This is a genomic window from Acinetobacter sp. CAU_H_78 (assembly GCF_058599365.1).
Map to the genome: position 1 here is coordinate 693,996 of NZ_CM178652.1, position 16,086 is coordinate 710,081.

A 16,086-nucleotide genomic window follows, 5' to 3' on the forward strand; every position below is an offset into this window, starting at 1 on the left:
ATAAAAAAGCCCCGATGATTCGGGGCTTTTTTAATTTGGTGCTTAAAAAATATTCTCTTCGGAATTAGCCGAGATCCGGTGAATAGATAAATCCGCACCGGTAAATTCTTCTTCCTGACTCAGACGAATACCGATCAATACTTTCAGCAGACCATAAATCAGGAATCCACCTGCCAGAGCCACTATAATCGCCAGAACTGTACCGAATAATTGTGAAATGATAGAAACACCGCCCATGCCTCCGAGCCATTGCTGACCGAATACACCGACAGCAATTCCACCAAAAGCACCGCATACACCATGCAAAGGCCAGACCCCTAATACATCATCAACTTTGAGTTTATTTTGGGTATAGGTGAAGAGTTTCACAAAAATCACGCCTGCGCTGATTCCGATAAATAATGCACCCAGTGGATGTACCACATCAGAACCTGCACAGATGGCAACCAGTCCGGCTAATGGCCCGTTGTGCAAGAAGCCTGGGTCATCTTTACCGGCTACTTTTGCCGCAATGGTTCCACCGACCATCGCCATTAAAGAGTTAATTGCAACCAGTCCGGAAATGGCATCCAGGCGCTGTGCACTCATAACATTAAAGCCAAACCAGCCGACAATCAGAATCCATGAGCCTAAAGCTAGAAAGGGGATGGATGATGGTGGATGTGCAGTAATCCGGCCATCATTTTTATAGCGTCCATTACGTGCGCCAAGTAAAACGACCGCAGCCAGAGCAATCCAGCCCCCCATGCCATGCACGACCACAGAGCCAGCAAAATCGTGGAAGCTGGCACCGAATTTATTTGCCAACCAGTCCTGAAAACCAAAGTTGCCATTCCAGATCATCCCTTCAAAAAATGGATAGATCAGAGCCACTAGAAATAAAGTCGCTAAGGCCTGCGAACGCATTTTGGCACGTTCCGCAATTCCCCCTGAGATAATCGCAGGAATAGCTGCGGCAAAGGTCAGCAGGAAGAAACAACGCATCAGGTTATAACCATGATCGGCTGCTAGAGTAGAGGCATCGTGGAAAAAATGCTGACCATAGGCAATATAATAGCCCACCAGAAAGTAAGCGATGGCGGATAGGGAAAAGTCAGTGAGAATTTTACTTAAGGCATTGACCTGATTCTTATGGCGAACTGTCCCTAGTTCTAAAAATGCAAATCCTGCATGCATGGCAAGCACTAGAACTGCACCGAGAAGGAGAAATAATAAGTCTATATTTTGCATTGTGCGTTCCAATTTAGTGCATAGAATCACAAAAGAAATCCAGTATATAGAGGCAAACTGATTCGAAAAGAGTTACTAACAAGGGAAATTTTGATAAAGAATTTCTTGAAACTGACAAGACTCGATATAAAGCACAATAGAATTTTATGCACCAAACTAAGACATCATAAGAAAAGATAAAATTTAAATTTATATTTTGTTTTTTAGATATTTAGCTTTATCACCGAAAATGGCGTGTTAAAAATGTGTGCTAAAGGTGCACATGAAAAGTGAAAGGATTTTTAAGAAAAAATTTAAAAAAATTAAGTGAAAGATGATTTTAAATTTTAGAAGTTATATAGACCATTGATTAGCTATATCTCCAACAAATAAAACCCTAAAGAATTAGGGTTTCATCTGGAGCTAAAATCTCTGAAGTATTCAATTAATCTTTAAAATGCACAGGAATCCACTGATAGCTCTTTCCATCTTTCGAGTAAATATGACCGATTCCCGGGAATGGTAAATGTGGCGCTGCAATGGTCTGACCTTGCTTGGCATATTCAGCAAAATGCTTTAAACGGGTTTCTACCGCAGTTTTAGGATCAACATCGAATTCTATGGCCGTTTCAGGTTTGTCGAATTGCAAGGTATGTGAATGGACGATGTCACCGACAAAAACCACTTCTTGACCATCGGATTTGAGTTTAAAGCTGTAATGCCCTGGGGTATGACCAAAGGATGGCTTAAACTCGACCCTACCAAAGGCTAAAGATTTATCAGAAAAAACTTTCACTTTTTTAGCTTTTTCATAGGGTGCAAGGGCTGCTTTAATTTTCTCTACGGTGCCCAAGAAACCTTCCTGCTGGTCTTTTGGTAGTTTTTTGACGGTATTTGGACTCAGCCAGTAGTCATATTCGGTTTTGGAAATATGTAAGGTGGCATTTGGATAATTTGCTGCGCCGTCATTTGAAATGCCACAGACATGGTCAGGGTGTAGATGAGTCAAAAAAATATCACTCACCTGTGCAGGCTGATAACCTGATGCTTTGAGGTTGTTATAAATTGACCCTAAGTGTGCACCAAAGCAACTTGCAGCACCGCTATCCACCATGAGCAATTGATTGCCTGTATTAATTAGGTAGGCATTGACTGAAGTTTGTATACCTTTGGCTTGATCGGCATGATATTTCTTTAAAATCTCAGTTTTTTCTATATCACTTAGGCCTTTAAACATCGATGGATTTAAGTAGTTTGTACCATCGAGCAGGGCAGTAATCTGAGTATTACCAATTTGGTGATGGTAGTAGCCAGCGACTTGTTTTTGTGAAGTAATCGGTGCAGATTCAGCAGCCTGACTCACACTTACACCTAAAACAGAAAATGAAAGTAAAGAAGTGAGAAGGGATGTCCTTAAAATATTCATGGCAATTCTTATGGTTGTGAAGTTTATGCTATGTATTAGCATGTAAAGCATGAAAATAGAATATAAAAATATTTACCATTTTTTAAAGAGAGAAAAAGAATTCGCTATCTGTACTAGATATTCAGTTTGAATCTGTATATTGATTTTTTAAGGAAATAAAAGATTTTTTATCTAAAAATATTTTTATAAATAAATTACTTAGATAAATTTCACTTTTATAAAAAAGCCCGTTAACATGGGGTATTGCAAACAGCCTTGGGTATCGCTATGAGTTTTTGGAAAAAGAAAAATAATGCAGCATTTGTATTTTTCATTATTACCTTATATTCATTGCTGGGCTTCGGCATTGGCTATGTCATCTGGGAATTTTTCCTTGATAAATAAGTGCTATTTGATTTATTGATTGACCTAAAAAAGCCTCTAAAGATAGAGGCTTTTTTAATAAGCAATTATTTACTGCATTCAGGCTGAGAACGGTCAATAATTTGAGTGCCTTCTACGCGATAGCCAATTTGACCTACAAGAAATGCTTGATTTAGTTGAGTGATGACTACATCAGAAAGTGCTACTGCACAACGATCTTTTTCAATTGCACGATCTACTGCTGTTTTGAAATTAGGAATACCTAAAGGGAATAAAATTACTGGAACTTTATCTTCGCCTTTAACGCGTTCGCCTTTAACGAACTGAGTTGAGTTTAGGTTGAAGTTTTTCGTTGAAGCTACAGTCATATCAGCCATACGAACTGAACATCCTGTGAATAGAATTGTTGATGCTGCTAAAGCTGAAACTAGTAATTTTTTCATGTTTACCCCGAATAATTCTAAAAATAAAAAAGCGTTTAAATTCTATAGATATATTTTTTAAAAACAAGAAAATAAATTGTATAAATGGTAAAAAAATTAAAGATGAAGAACTTTTATTGGCTGAGTATTATTTTATTAGACTAAGTAAAAAGCCCCTACATCAGTAGAGGCTCTTCTTCTATCTAAGACCTAAATCTCAAGACACTTTATCACCCGGTTTAGCGCCAGATTCAGGTGAAATCACCCAAACACCTTCGCCATTACCAGCCGCAAGTACCATACCGTTTGAGATACCAAAACGCATTTTACGTGGAGCAAGGTTAGCGACCATCACCACCAGTTTGCCTTTCAGATCTTCCGGTTTATAGAACTCACGGATACCGCTAAATACGTTACGTGGTTCAGCTTCACCGACATTTAAAGTCAATTGAAGAAGTTTATCAGAACCTTCAACGATTGCAGCTTCTAGAACTTCCGCTACACGCAGGTCAACTTTGATGAAGTCATCAATGGTGATGATTTCAGCTTCGCCTACTTTAGGTTCAGCTTTCTTCTCTTTGGCTTTCTCTTTTTTCTTCTCAGCTTTCGGTGCTTCAGCAGCAGGCGCAGCTAAAGAATCTTTAGAGGCATCGACCATTGCAGCCACAGCTTTCGGATCAACACGTTGCATCAATGGCTGGAACAATGCAATTTCATGACCAGTTAAGATGTCTGTACGAGAAGAAAAGTCGAAAGAAGCCAGTGTAAGGAAGTCCTGAACTTGAGCAGCCAAAGTTGGAAGGACTGGAGCTAAATACACAGCCAATTGACGGAACAGGTTGATACCCACAGAACACACGTCATGAACTTGCTGTTCTTCGCCTTCGATTTTCGCTAAAGCCCAAGGTTTTTTCTCATCGATGTACTGGTTGGCTTTATCTGCAAGCGCCATGATTTCACGGATCGCTGCCGAGAATTCACGAGTTTCATAAGCTTTGGCAATCGAATCGCCAGCATCAATAAAGCTTTGAACCAGTTCAGGCTCGGCACAAGTTGCACTTAACTTGTTATCAAACTTGGTATTGATGAATTTTGCACAACGGCTGGCAATATTAACTACTTTACCTACAAGGTCCGAATTCACTTTCTGAACGAAATCATCCAGATTCAGGTCAGAGTCTTCTACCTTGTCAGAAAGTTTAGAAGCAAAGTAATAACGCAGGTATTCAGGGTTTAAATGCTGTAAATAAGTTTCAGCTTTAATGAAGGTACCACGTGATTTCGACATCTTCTGACCATTCACAGTCAGGAAGCCATTCACGAATAAACCGGTTGGGGTGCGGTAGTCTGCACCTTCCAGCATTGCAGGCCAGAACAGGGCATGGAAGTAAACGATGTCTTTACCAATGAAGTGATAGACTTCATTTTTAGAATCTTTTTTCCAAAAATCATCGAAGCTTAAATCAGGACGTTTAGTTTTGATGTAATTCTCGAAGCTCGACATATAGCCGATTGGCGCATCCACCCACACATAGAAATATTTGTTTGGCGCATCTGGAATTTCAAAGCCGAAATACGGTGCATCACGTGAGATGTCCCAGTCATTCAAGCCATTGTCAAACCATTCATCCAGTTTGTTGGCGATAGATACGGGTAGACGGCCTTCGTCACGGGTCCATTTTTGCAGGTATTCACCAAAATTTGGCAGTTTAAAGAAGTAATGATCCGAAGATTTCTCAACAGGAGTCGCGCCGCTTAAAGTCGATTTTGGATTTAATAATTCAGTCGCGTTGTAAGTTGTACCGCAAACTTCACATGAATCGCCGTATTGATCTTCCGCCTTACATTTTGGGCATGTACCCTTAATAAAACGGTCTGACAGGAACATGCCTTTTTCAGGATCAAATAACTGAGTTACAGGGCGAACTGCGATATTGCCGGCTTCACGGTTTTTGATATAGATTTCTGAAGCGCGGGCGCGGTTGGTATCACTGTGGGTAGAGTCATAATGATCGAAATGCACACCGAAACCGTCAAAGTCACGAATGTGTTCTTTTTGCACATTGGCGATCTGTGCTTCAGGTGAAATGCCATTTGCCTCAGCACGCAGCATGATCGCTGTACCATGAGCATCATCCGCACAGACATACGTCACGTCATGACCCATTGCACGCATCGCACGTACCCATATATCAGCCTGGATATAGCCGAGTAAGTGACCCATATGAATCGGGCCATTGGCGTAAGGAAGGGCATTGGTGACTAGGATTTTACGCACGGATTCACTCTCTCATTCGTATTCATTATGCAATGGACCATAATTTTACATGATGCAGAAGGGATTACAAAGAAATGCTTTTACAGAAGCGTTAGGAATAAATCAGGCTGAATATTCAGAATACAAAAACAGGCTATAGACGGGTAATTGACCCTTAAAAATTCGGTTGAGATAAGTTGATGCTACTTCCTGCAAGCAATAGCAACAACATGTACAGGCTTTGTTGCAGTTTGCTTAATTCACCTACGTCATTGCGTGCTTTGTGCTAAAAATTTGGCTGATCTTTTTTATTATGACGCCTTAGGGGGGTACTCATGACTCAGAATAACCAGACAAGTACTTCAAAACAGAATCAAGATAAAGAACAACATGCACGAGAGCTGCATGACAAGATTGAACAAGAGCAAAAGCAGAACGAGATTGATAAACAGCATAAGCAGAAGCATGAAGAAGTCCTAGAAGCCCAAAAAAATGGTGCTGATGAAAAGTCTGATCATCAGCAAGACTCTAAAGCATCTGGTAATCAGCAATCAGAGCAAAAAGATGCGTCTAAAAATGACCAATCTAATCATGGTAATCAATCAGATAGAAAAGCTGAAAGTACCAAAATGGATGACTTAAAAGCGAAAGCCATCGCAATCGGTGAAGAGCTGTTGCAAAAAGGCGAGAAGATTCTGAATGAGCTAAAAAATGGCAAATCAGACAGCCAGAAAAATGGCGAGCAAGGTTCAGATGATTCGAAAAAGGCTCAAGATCAAAGTTCTGGAGATAAATCAGCAAATCAGGCTGACCAGGATCGTATGGCAAATTTAAAAGATGAAGCGCTGCACAAGTTTGAAGATACCAAAGTCAAAATTAGTGAGTTGGTGAATGAAGCTGCTACGAAACTGAATGAGTTAAAACAGATGGCGGCTGAAACCATGACCAAAATGAAAGGCGATGACCAGTCTCAGTCAGATGATTCTAAAAAGCAGGATCAGGATTCTTCATCTAAAGAGGCTAAGGATAAGGACCAAAATTCAGATCAGACCAATAATAAAGATGATGCTAAAAAGGATCAGGATAAAGCTGATCAATCTGGGCAAAACAAGACCGATCAAGATAAAAATCATAAATAATCATTTCATGTTGAAAGCCACTTCATTCAGCCTTTGAATGAAGTGGCTTTTTAATGCATACTATCTAGTTAATTTTATTTAAAATTTTAAATATCAATAATATAAAGTAATAAATAAGAGATGATGTTCACTTTATAAATTTTCTTCCCTGTAACCCTTTAAAACCCAGTAAAATAGTTGGAAATCATATTTGTCTTTTGGGCTTGTGAATACAGATTACTTAACCTGAGCTAAAAACCTCGTTAAACTAAGCTATTCAGATGTCTATCTATATTTTTGGAGTAACCTATGTCCTGGCTTTCTTCGCTTAAATCGGTTTTTTCGCCTTCCAAGGAGGTGAACGAAGAAGCTGTGCAAAACGTACTGCAAAACTATATCTTGCCAAATTCTACCAATGCACTGAAAGACCGGATTACTCAGGTCAATGTGCAAGGTGAGATTCTGCAAATCACCATTAATACTTATTCGGAAGAAAAAGAGCAGTTACAGCAGATTCATGATGAACTGGCGGATGCGCTAGAGAAATGCGGCATCAAAGAACTAAACCTGCATGTGATTCAGCAAAAGATGGGTCATAAGAAAGAAGGCGGTTGTGGACATCATCATGCGGAAGGTGAGAGCTATTCCAGCCAGCCGCAAACTGCTGCCTCAAAATCGAACCTGCCACCTGTAGTTGATGCTTCAGGTCATGCAGCCCAAGCAGAAGCTGACCCAAATAATCCACCGATCCAGAAAGCTGCTCCACAGCAACGTGATGTGCCGAAGCATCCACGTATTCAGAATGTCATTCTGGTCTCTTCAGGCAAGGGTGGTGTCGGTAAATCTACAACGACTGTGAATCTGGCTTTGGCTTTGCAAAAAATAGGTTTGAAAGTGGGTGTACTGGATGCAGATATTTATGGTCCAAGTATTCCGACGATGCTCGGCAATGCCGGCAAAACCCCGATGATCGAAGCCGAGCAGTTTGTTCCACTCGATGCGTATGGTATGGCAGTGCTGTCAATTGGGCACTTAACGGGTGATAACAATACGCCCGTTGCTTGGCGAGGTCCTAAAGCAACGGGCGCCTTGATGCAGCTATTCAATCAAACCTTATGGCCAGATCTGGATGTATTGATGATCGACATGCCACCAGGTACAGGTGATATCCAGTTAACGCTCGCTCAGCGTATTCCAGTCACAGGTGCTGTGATCGTCACCACACCACAAAACGTGGCATTGCTGGATGCGACCAAAGGCATTGAACTGTTCAATCGTGTGCAGATTCCAGTGATGGGTGTAGTCGAAAACATGTCTACCCATATCTGTTCAAATTGCGGTCACGAAGAACAGATCTTTGGTACAGGCGGCGGTGATAAACTGTCAGAGCAATACAATATTCCATTGCTCGGTCGTTTGCCTTTGAATGCAGTGATTCGTGAAAATGCCGATGCCGGTAAGCCTTCAGTGATTGCTGGAGATGATGCTGCTGAAAGTTATATGGCCATTGCTCAGAAAATTGCAGCAAAATTGCCAAAAGCAGAAAAAGATAAAACTCGTATTTTCTAAGATTCTATAGTGAAAAAAAGAGAGCCGAGGCTCTCTTTTTTTATGAGGTTTTAGTCGTGACTGTATTTTCTTTTCTTGCCTGAATGATATTAAAGCCAATCGCAATAATTACCATGATGGTGCCGATAATATCGGTCATGGTCTCAGGCACAATCATCATGAGTGCGCCCACCCCCAGGAAGATGCGCCAGAACCAATTCATCGCGGTTTTAAAGTAGCCTTCTACTGCAGCGCCAAGTGCCAGAATGCCGACAATGGATGTCACGGTAATGCTTAAAATGACATTCCATGCCGGTAAGGCGAATTCTTTAGCATTAACTGCAATATTTGTTGTGTCAATCATCAGCATCGCCGGGTTATACACAAATAGGAACGGCACAATAAATCCGGCTAGGGATAGGCGCAGCGCCAGGAATCCAGTCCGCATTGGGTCACCCCCGGCAATTCCGGCACCGGCAAAGGCGGCTAAGGCGACGGGAGGGGTAATATTAGCAAACAGGCCAAAATAGAACACGAACATATGTGCGACTAGGATTGGAATATCAAAGTTGGCTAAAGCCGGAGCTGCCATCGTTGCCGTAATGATATAGGCAGGAATGGATGGTAGGCCCATACCCAAAATCATCGATGCAATCATGGTAAAGAAAAGGGTCAGAAACAGACTGCCGGCACCAATGCTCATGATCGAAGAAGTCATCACCGAGCCAAAACTGGTCAAGCTCACCACACCAATAATAATACCCACGACCGCACAGGCCGCCATCACGGAAAGTGACTGTTTGGCACCATCTGCCAGCGCTTCCAGAATTTCTTTAGGTCCCATGCGGGTCGATTTTCTGAATGCTGCAACCACGATAGTCAATAAAATCGTATACACAGCCGCATAGCTAACCGGAATGGATTGAAATAAGAAGAACACCAAAGCAACGATCGGAAATAATAAATGTCCTCGTTCTTTCAGAACTTCTTTGACCCGTGGTAGGTCAGCTTTGGGAACACCTTTCAGGTGATCCCGGCCAGCTCTGAAATGGACTTGTGCCATCACACCGAGGTAATACAGCAGGGCAGGCAATACCGCAGCTAAGGCAATGGTGCCGTAACTGACACCTGTAGTTTCTGCCATGATGAAGGCACTGGCACCCATTACTGGCGGCAAGATCTGTCCACCCACAGAAGCACTGGCTTCAACAGCACCGGCAAAGTTTTTGTGATAGCCAATTTTCTTCATTAAAGGAATGGTAAATGAACCGGTTCCTACCACATTGGCAACCGCTGTCCCATTAATACTGCCCATAAAACCGCTGGAAATCACCGCAACTTTGGCAGGGCCACCTTGCTTATGCCCGGCAAGTGCCATGGCGAGATCATTAAATAATTTTCCCATTCCTGATTTAGCCAGAAAGGCACCAAACAGAATAAACAGGAAAATAAAGGTCACTGATGCCCCAATGGCTGAAGAATATAAACCTTCAGTTTTCAGATACATTTGCCCAAAGATGTCACTGAATGTATAGGGTCGGGTCAGCAAGCGATCCGGCATCCAGTCAAAATGACTGATAAACGGATAGCTTAAGAAAATCAGTCCCAGGATCGGCAACATCCAGCCCATCACCCGTCGAGCAGCCTCGACCACCAATACTACCGTCATAATTGAGAAGACAATATCCAGCGTATTAGGAATGCCTCCTCGGGTGGTCATAATGGCTTGGTATTCTTTAAATAGATAAAAGAAAGAAGCGAAAGAGGCAATCACCCAAATCCAGTCCGTCCACGCGACCTTTTGCCGACTGCTGGCCTGACGTGCTGGATACAACAAGAAAATCAGCGCCAGACCAATGGATACATGCGCTGCACGCTGAATCAGTTCAGGTAAGGGATTAAAAGTAATATAAAGATGAAATAACGAATAGGATATTGCCAAGGCAGCAATAAACCAGCGAACCGATTTGTTGATCGGATTGCGAGTGACAGATTCACGGTCAAATTTTTCTAATAATTCTTGTTGCTGTTGATCATCCAGTGCTTCGGTCACATTTCTTGTTTCTTGTGGATTCATAGGCAATCATTTAAACCTCTTTTTTTCCATAGGCTGTCTCTTTTTATGGAAAGTTGTACCGTACTATAGTCGGGAAAATCCTGATAAATATTCCAGATACGATCAGCACTCTCAATTTTTCCCTGCATTCTGCGTGAAATCACCCAATTGATTTCTTTCATCTTCCGGTTGATTTGCATATGGATATTGCCATCATCCTGTCGAGTAATAGTACCTTGATCAGGTGTACCCGCACCAAATGAAATGAACTGAGTATCTGTCAGAATGAAATGGTCCTTGTCTAGAAGATAACGTTCTTTCCACTGTGTTCTTTCTACCGAATGCATCCAGCTCAGCTGAAAAGATTTCTGGTCAATTTTGCACTGAAAATTTTGCTCTTTCACTTCCACAAAAATATACGAAAATGTCAGCCAAACACAGCTAATAAAAAAAGCAGCCAAACTAAAAAGTGCAGCAATCGCTGCACCTTGTATTAATTTCATCAGTTCGCTTTATTCTCATCATAGAATTTTTGCGCGCCCGGATGCAGTGGAGCAACCAGACCTTTTTGCGCACCTTCTAAAGTAATTTCTTTTGCTGCCTGATGTGAATTGGCGAGTTGATCCAAGCTGGAGAAGAACGTTTTGGTTAGTTTATACACATCATCTGTAGAGAGATCCGAACGAACCACCAATGCATTCATGATCGCTGCTGTTGGAATATCTTCAGCATTGCCATAGGTCCCTTTAGGAATGGTCATTGGCAGGAAATACGCCTGATCTTTGGCAATGGCTTTGACTTTGTCAGGATTGATGCTGACCAATTGAAGGTCAAAACCCTGTTGCAGTTCCATTAGGGAGGAATTTGGAAGACCACTGGTTAGGAAGGCTGCATCCAGTTTGCCACCTTTCAAGGCATCTGCTGCTTCGGCATAACCTAAGTAATCTACTTTGACATCCTTATAAGTGATACCAAAACCGTTCAATAGAGTACGGGCATTCACTTCTACACCTGAATTCTGGGCGCCCACTGCAATACGTTTGCCCTTGAGATCTTCAATATTTTTGATGCCAGAACGTTTTGAAGTGACAATCTGTACATAGTTTGGATAAAGAGCAGCGATCTGCTGCACGTTGTCAATTTTAGAACTAAAACTGCCTTGACCATTAATTGCTTCAGTTAAGCTGTCGCTCATGACAAAGGCCATTTCAACTTTGTTCTGTTTTAATAAATTTAGATTTTCGACAGAAGCCCCTGTGGTCTGGGTTTTGGAACTCACGCCATAGGTCTTGTTATAGATTTCAGCCAATCCTGTCCCGATGACATTATAAGGACCTGAGGCACCGCCTGTCGCAATATTGACAAATCGGGTTTGCAGTTTATCTGCAGCTACGCTCTCACCAGATGCAGCCTGATGATCTGATTTATTTTGTGCATTATCATTCGAGCAGGCAACTACGCCTGATAACGCTAAGCTCATGACTGAAAGTTTGATCCATTTATTCATATATGACTCCTGATATTATTCTTTAGTTCTTAAAATATAATTAAAACAACAATATACTAAACCGTCTGGATGTTAAAAAAATGTGAATTATCAATTGTTGTCCTTGTACAATTTAACAGCAATTATTTTGTCTGAATACCTTTAATAGCATTTTTTTCGAAATTTTGCTTAATTAATATGTTGAGCAAATTGAGCTAGATAGACATCTTAAATGGAGAGCGGAAATTTAATCATTAGGAGTTAGGTAAAAGTTGCTCCCATCACCAAATTTTTCTAGAGAGGTGTCCAAAGTTCATACGCAAGAGCAGGGATTTTAGTTAGTTAAAATTCAATCAAAGGTTACCGGAAATAATGATTTCAAAGTTTTGGATAGTTTTCCATTCATGGTATAGAGACTAGTATTTCAGGAATTTTAAGTCCGAATACTCTATTGAAACTTCTACTTTTATAGCAATTTTATGATGAGCTTATAGCTTTATAAATTGACAAAATTGACTGAAAAGAAAATTTCTTATATTTCTATCTAATTATATGAAATTAATTAAAAAATAAGAAAATATAAAAATTTTTAATATGTTCTCTTACAATTATTTTTTTGCAGATTTGACCGGATTATTTTATGCTTAATACCTAAGAGCGAGGTCAAACTATGATTTCATGGTTATTTATTGGTTTAGTGGCAGCCATTCTATTAACACCGGGCCCAACCAATACTTTATTGGCATCGTCAGGTATTCAAGTTGGATTTAGAAAAACTTTTCGCCTTATTCCCGCAGAAGCTTTCGGCTATCTCATCGCAATTACATTCTGGGGCTTTTTGATTGGTAAAATCTCGGTCTATTTACCGGAATTACCTCATATCCTCAAACTCTGTAGTGCTGCTTACATTCTATTTTTAGCTTTAAAATTATGGCGTACCACAGAACTTGGTGAAAATTTTCAATGTATTTCGATTCGGGCACGGGAACTATTTTTGGCGACTTTGCTGAATCCTAAGGCATTATTATTTGCTTCGGCTATTTTCCCGGTCATTGTGTGGAAAAGCAGTCAATATTATGTGACTTATATGCTGGCATTCTTGGCATTACTTATTCCTATCGCATTTTTCTGGACCTTTTTAGGTAGCTTATTGGCCAGAAAAAACAATCGCTGGCTGAATCAAAAGAACTTACAAAAGACCGCTTCCATTATTTTAATGAGCTTTTCTGTACCTTTATCCTATGCAGCACTCCTCAGTCTTTAAACCTGAAAAAGCAGCTAAATTTCCTGAAATTTAGCTGTCAGAATTTCGCTTATTTTCATTAGTGTCAATTTCAGTTAAAGTACGTCGCAATTACTTATTTTTAAGATTTTTGGATTATATCAATGGCAATTAAGTCTGATCGTTGGATTCGCGAAATGAGCGAAAAACACGGCATGATTGAACCGTATGCAGAAAACCAGATTCGTCTGGATGAAAATGGTCAAAAGCTGATTTCTTATGGTGTTTCAAGCTATGGCTATGACGTGCGATGTGCGCGTGAGTTTAAAGTATTCACCAATGTTCACTCTGCAATTGTCGATCCGAAAAACTTTGACGAAAAAAGCTTTATCGATATTGAATCGGATGTTTGTATCATTCCACCCAACTCATTTGCTTTAGCGCGTACAGTAGAATACTTCCGTATTCCACGAAATGTACTGACCGTTTGCTTGGGTAAATCGACTTATGCACGTTGCGGCATTATCGTGAATGTGACTCCACTTGAACCTGAGTGGGAAGGTCATGTCACGCTAGAGTTTTCGAATACGACTAACCTGCCTGCACGTATTTATGCCGGTGAGGGTGTGGCTCAAATGTTGTTCTTCGAATCAGACGAAGTTTGTGAAACTTCATATAAAGATCGTGGTGGTAAATACCAAGGACAGACAGGCGTTACATTGCCTAAAGCTTAATAGTTTTAAAGCATTTAATAAGCGAGGCTAATGCCTCGCTTATTTTTTTGCTGTTTCATTCATCGGAAACTCGGGGTTTTTAGTCTTTTGGCTTTGGTAATCCTGCTAAAAATAAGCATAATGAAGAATGAATATATAAAAAAGATGTGCCAAGCATCATAAAAATCAAAAATTGAAGGCTGGGAAGCTGAAGGATAAAGATGCGGAGCATCAGATAAGAAGGATAGGTCGAGATGGCTCAAATAAAAGCTAAATTTCAATTTCGTAAAAGCTATTTGGCAATGATGATCGGTTTAGGATTATTGCCATCCGCACATGCAATGCAGGAATTAACAGATTCTTCTCTTTCTGATACTACCGGTGAAGGTGTTGCCCTGGTACTTGATGACTTTAAAATGGTTTTTCAGGCACCGAATGATGCTTCCAGCGGTTCAAGCTATGCACGAAACATTGCCAATCCAGGTCAGGCAGACACAGGCTTTATTCGTATTATTCCGACTGGAGAAAACTATGCTCAATTAGGTGAGCGTGCCTATAACAAAGTCTATGATCGAGTGTATGCAAGTAGCTATTTAAATGGTATCAGTGCAAATGCCAATCTTTATCAAACGACTTATGACAATAGTGTTAGTACCTATAAAACTCAAAACTATAATGCGACTTTAACTGCAATCCGTAATGAAATTGGTGCAAGTGCGCGTAGTGGTATTGTGGAAGAATATCGTAATTCGACATTAATGCAGCAATATTATCAGCAGCGTTATGAGGATTATTATGACGGTACAATTATTACAGGATTAAAAAGTGACGGAACAACATCTCATACTTTAACTGCATGGCAAAAAGATAAATCTGTCGAATATGCATTAAAAAACACCTATGAAATGATCGAATTGTTATATGGAAACAAGGTAACCACTCCATTAAATAATACTTGGACTCAACAAGCGGGTACCCGAACCAATGCTATTGATTCAAGAGTTACTACAGTTGTAGAGAATGCGACACAAGAAAAATTAGCAATTGATGCTGATAGGTATGCACTGATTCAGGCAAAAAATGCAGTGACTGCTATGGAGCAGGCGGTTAAAGCGAGCGCAACAACAGCGGCCAAAGAAGCTGCAATGGGTGCTTCAGTCAGTACGCTACGTACGAAGGCTGATGTATTTATCTATGGTTTGGCTCTATCAAAAAGTGATAACTCGCTCAGTAGCCGCTATAGCAATCAGGGATTTAATTGGGGAACAGCCAGCAATCCATGGTTATTCCATGCAGGGTCTGAAACGGTAAAACAGTTTACGGATACTGGAAAAGAAGTTGGCTATCTAGCTTTGGAAGCACCTCTTGCAACAGTTGCTGCAAATGAAGCAGATAATAATATTAAACTAGGTTTTTGGACTGATATTTTCTCACGCTCTTTAAATTCAAGTAATACCGTAGATTATGCTACTGGAGCACCTACTTCAGGCTTAGATATTTCTGAACGTTTTCGTGCACAGTTTATTGCTAATGGCTTGAGCATGAACGGTTCGCAAGTCCGATTATTCCAAACCCTTACATCGCCTGATCTTGCATATAGTCAAACCTTGGGCCTGGCGAGTCTGATCCGGCTCAATACTAATGATGATCCCTCTACTTTGACCAGTGATTCAAACAATTTGAACAGTAAAGGGATTCGCATTAGTAGTGCAGCAAAAGAGAATAATCTTGATGGGGATGGTCCGACCCCTGCTTTAAATGGCTCTGCAGCTCCTATATTTCATGATACCGAGGGACTGTATTTATATAGCCCGAATATCAACCTGGTACTAGGAAGTATGTACCAGCCTTTTGTTGTGGGTTCGGAAGGAAATAATATTATTTTGGAAGTGACACGTATTCCTAAAATTCCAGATATTTACAACCGGATTTATCAGCGTTATCCAGATGGAAAAGGTGGCTTTTTAGGATCAGAAGCACTTTTAGGCTCTACATGTAATGTATATACGTGTGGTACTGAAATTAAAGCTCAAGCTTCAGATAGCATTGCCTTGTATCAAGGACGCGATGCAACTCACAGTAGTATCGCCATTGGTTCTGTTGAACGTATTGCCAATACCAATATGCTGAAGGCAAAAGATGATAATAATGCAACTGGTGTGGTATTTAGGGGAGCTACTGATAATTCAATGAGGAATTTTGGTTCAGCAGTGATTGATGGTGTGTTGATTCAACATCTGAAAATAAAAACTACAGGTCTATAAAG

General features: G+C 40.6%; 13 protein-coding genes. 6 read left to right on the forward strand and 7 right to left on the reverse strand.

Annotated features, from left to right (window positions below; translation table 11 throughout):
- Positions 1 to 42 precede the first annotated feature (42 nt).
- Complete coding sequence (locus AC4MCD_RS03415) at positions 43 to 1,230, reverse strand: ammonium transporter (RefSeq protein WP_419374739.1); 1,188 nt, start codon at positions 1,228 to 1,230, stop codon at positions 43 to 45.
- 424 nt (positions 1,231 to 1,654) lie between these two features.
- Positions 1,655 to 2,635: an MBL fold metallo-hydrolase gene (locus AC4MCD_RS03420; protein WP_419374740.1), complete on the reverse strand. Its 981-nt coding sequence runs from the start codon at positions 2,633 to 2,635 to the stop codon at positions 1,655 to 1,657.
- 267 nt (positions 2,636 to 2,902) lie between these two features.
- Here AC4MCD_RS03420 and AC4MCD_RS03425 point away from each other — a divergent pair, with 267 nt between their 5' ends.
- A complete protein-coding gene (locus AC4MCD_RS03425; protein ID WP_373683639.1) occupies positions 2,903 to 3,019 on the forward strand; it encodes a hypothetical protein in 117 nt (38 codons plus the stop codon).
- 65 nt (positions 3,020 to 3,084) lie between these two features.
- Here the strand turns inward: AC4MCD_RS03425 and AC4MCD_RS03430 are convergent, their stop codons facing one another.
- On the reverse strand, positions 3,085 to 3,441 hold the full coding sequence (locus tag AC4MCD_RS03430) for a hypothetical protein (RefSeq protein ID WP_034170100.1): 357 nt from the start codon (positions 3,439 to 3,441) through the stop codon (positions 3,085 to 3,087).
- A gap of 196 nt (positions 3,442 to 3,637) precedes the next feature.
- Positions 3,638 to 5,698: a methionine--tRNA ligase gene (gene metG / locus AC4MCD_RS03435; protein WP_419364599.1), complete on the reverse strand. Its 2,061-nt coding sequence runs from the start codon at positions 5,696 to 5,698 to the stop codon at positions 3,638 to 3,640.
- Positions 5,699 to 6,012: 314 nt separating this feature from the next.
- Here metG and AC4MCD_RS03440 point away from each other — a divergent pair, with 314 nt between their 5' ends.
- Together AC4MCD_RS03440 and apbC are read left to right on the forward strand one after the other, a co-directional pair.
- Positions 6,013 to 6,816: a hypothetical protein gene (locus tag AC4MCD_RS03440; RefSeq protein ID WP_419374741.1), complete on the forward strand. Its 804-nt coding sequence runs from the start codon at positions 6,013 to 6,015 to the stop codon at positions 6,814 to 6,816.
- Positions 6,817 to 7,104: 288 nt separating this feature from the next.
- Complete coding sequence (gene apbC / locus AC4MCD_RS03445; protein ID WP_419374742.1) at positions 7,105 to 8,364, forward strand: iron-sulfur cluster carrier protein ApbC; 1,260 nt, start codon at positions 7,105 to 7,107, stop codon at positions 8,362 to 8,364.
- Positions 8,365 to 8,404: 40 nt separating this feature from the next.
- Here apbC and AC4MCD_RS03450 read toward each other — a convergent pair whose 3' ends face one another.
- The 3 genes from AC4MCD_RS03450 to AC4MCD_RS03460 are packed head-to-tail and all read right to left on the reverse strand — an operon-like array spanning position 8,405 to position 11,906.
- Positions 8,405 to 10,420: a TRAP transporter permease gene (locus tag AC4MCD_RS03450; protein WP_419374743.1), complete on the reverse strand. Its 2,016-nt coding sequence runs from the start codon at positions 10,418 to 10,420 to the stop codon at positions 8,405 to 8,407.
- Positions 10,417 to 10,902: a DUF1850 domain-containing protein gene (locus tag AC4MCD_RS03455; protein WP_419374744.1), complete on the reverse strand. Its 486-nt coding sequence runs from the start codon at positions 10,900 to 10,902 to the stop codon at positions 10,417 to 10,419. Before AC4MCD_RS03455 ends, AC4MCD_RS03450 begins: the two co-directional genes overlap by 4 nt.
- The gene (locus AC4MCD_RS03460; protein ID WP_419374745.1) at positions 10,902 to 11,906 is read right to left on the reverse strand and encodes a TAXI family TRAP transporter solute-binding subunit; all 1,005 of its coding nucleotides are present in this window, start codon (positions 11,904 to 11,906) and stop codon (positions 10,902 to 10,904) included. The genes AC4MCD_RS03455 and AC4MCD_RS03460 overlap by 1 nt, the downstream gene beginning before the upstream one ends.
- 649 nt (positions 11,907 to 12,555) lie before the next feature.
- Between AC4MCD_RS03460 and AC4MCD_RS03465 the strand changes: the two genes are divergently transcribed.
- The 3 genes from AC4MCD_RS03465 (at position 12,556) to AC4MCD_RS03475 (ending at position 16,084) form a co-directional block, all read left to right on the forward strand.
- On the forward strand, positions 12,556 to 13,149 hold the full coding sequence (locus AC4MCD_RS03465) for a LysE family translocator (protein ID WP_419374746.1): 594 nt from the start codon (positions 12,556 to 12,558) through the stop codon (positions 13,147 to 13,149).
- A 122-nt stretch (positions 13,150 to 13,271) separates the two neighbouring features.
- Positions 13,272 to 13,841: a dCTP deaminase gene (dcd, locus tag AC4MCD_RS03470; RefSeq protein ID WP_004785008.1), complete on the forward strand. Its 570-nt coding sequence runs from the start codon at positions 13,272 to 13,274 to the stop codon at positions 13,839 to 13,841.
- 233 nt (positions 13,842 to 14,074) lie between these two features.
- Positions 14,075 to 16,084, forward strand: a complete 2,010-nt coding sequence (locus AC4MCD_RS03475) for a hypothetical protein (protein WP_419374747.1) — start codon at positions 14,075 to 14,077, stop codon at positions 16,082 to 16,084.
- The last annotated feature ends 2 nt before the right edge of the window (positions 16,085 to 16,086 follow it).

What these genes read in the sequence shown, in the direction of transcription:
- AC4MCD_RS03425 (WP_373683639.1), top strand. Translation starts at nt 2,903, where the DNA reads ATGAGTTTTTGGAAAAAGAAAAATAATGCAGCATTTGTATTTTTCATT.
- AC4MCD_RS03430 (WP_034170100.1), bottom strand. Translation starts at nt 3,441, where the DNA reads ATGAAAAAATTACTAGTTTCAGCTTTAGCAGCATCAACAATTCTATTC.
- dcd (WP_004785008.1), top strand. Translation starts at nt 13,272, where the DNA reads ATGGCAATTAAGTCTGATCGTTGGATTCGCGAAATGAGCGAAAAACAC.
- AC4MCD_RS03420 (WP_419374740.1), bottom strand. Translation starts at nt 2,635, where the DNA reads ATGAATATTTTAAGGACATCCCTTCTCACTTCTTTACTTTCATTTTCT.
- apbC (WP_419374742.1), top strand. Translation starts at nt 7,105, where the DNA reads ATGTCCTGGCTTTCTTCGCTTAAATCGGTTTTTTCGCCTTCCAAGGAG.
- AC4MCD_RS03450 (WP_419374743.1), bottom strand. Translation starts at nt 10,420, where the DNA reads ATGAATCCACAAGAAACAAGAAATGTGACCGAAGCACTGGATGATCAA.
- AC4MCD_RS03475 (WP_419374747.1), top strand. Translation starts at nt 14,075, where the DNA reads ATGGCTCAAATAAAAGCTAAATTTCAATTTCGTAAAAGCTATTTGGCA.
- AC4MCD_RS03460 (WP_419374745.1), bottom strand. Translation starts at nt 11,906, where the DNA reads ATGAATAAATGGATCAAACTTTCAGTCATGAGCTTAGCGTTATCAGGC.
- AC4MCD_RS03415 (WP_419374739.1), bottom strand. Translation starts at nt 1,230, where the DNA reads ATGCAAAATATAGACTTATTATTTCTCCTTCTCGGTGCAGTTCTAGTG.
- AC4MCD_RS03440 (WP_419374741.1), top strand. Translation starts at nt 6,013, where the DNA reads ATGACTCAGAATAACCAGACAAGTACTTCAAAACAGAATCAAGATAAA.
- AC4MCD_RS03465 (WP_419374746.1), top strand. Translation starts at nt 12,556, where the DNA reads ATGATTTCATGGTTATTTATTGGTTTAGTGGCAGCCATTCTATTAACA.
- AC4MCD_RS03455 (WP_419374744.1), bottom strand. Translation starts at nt 10,902, where the DNA reads ATGAAATTAATACAAGGTGCAGCGATTGCTGCACTTTTTAGTTTGGCT.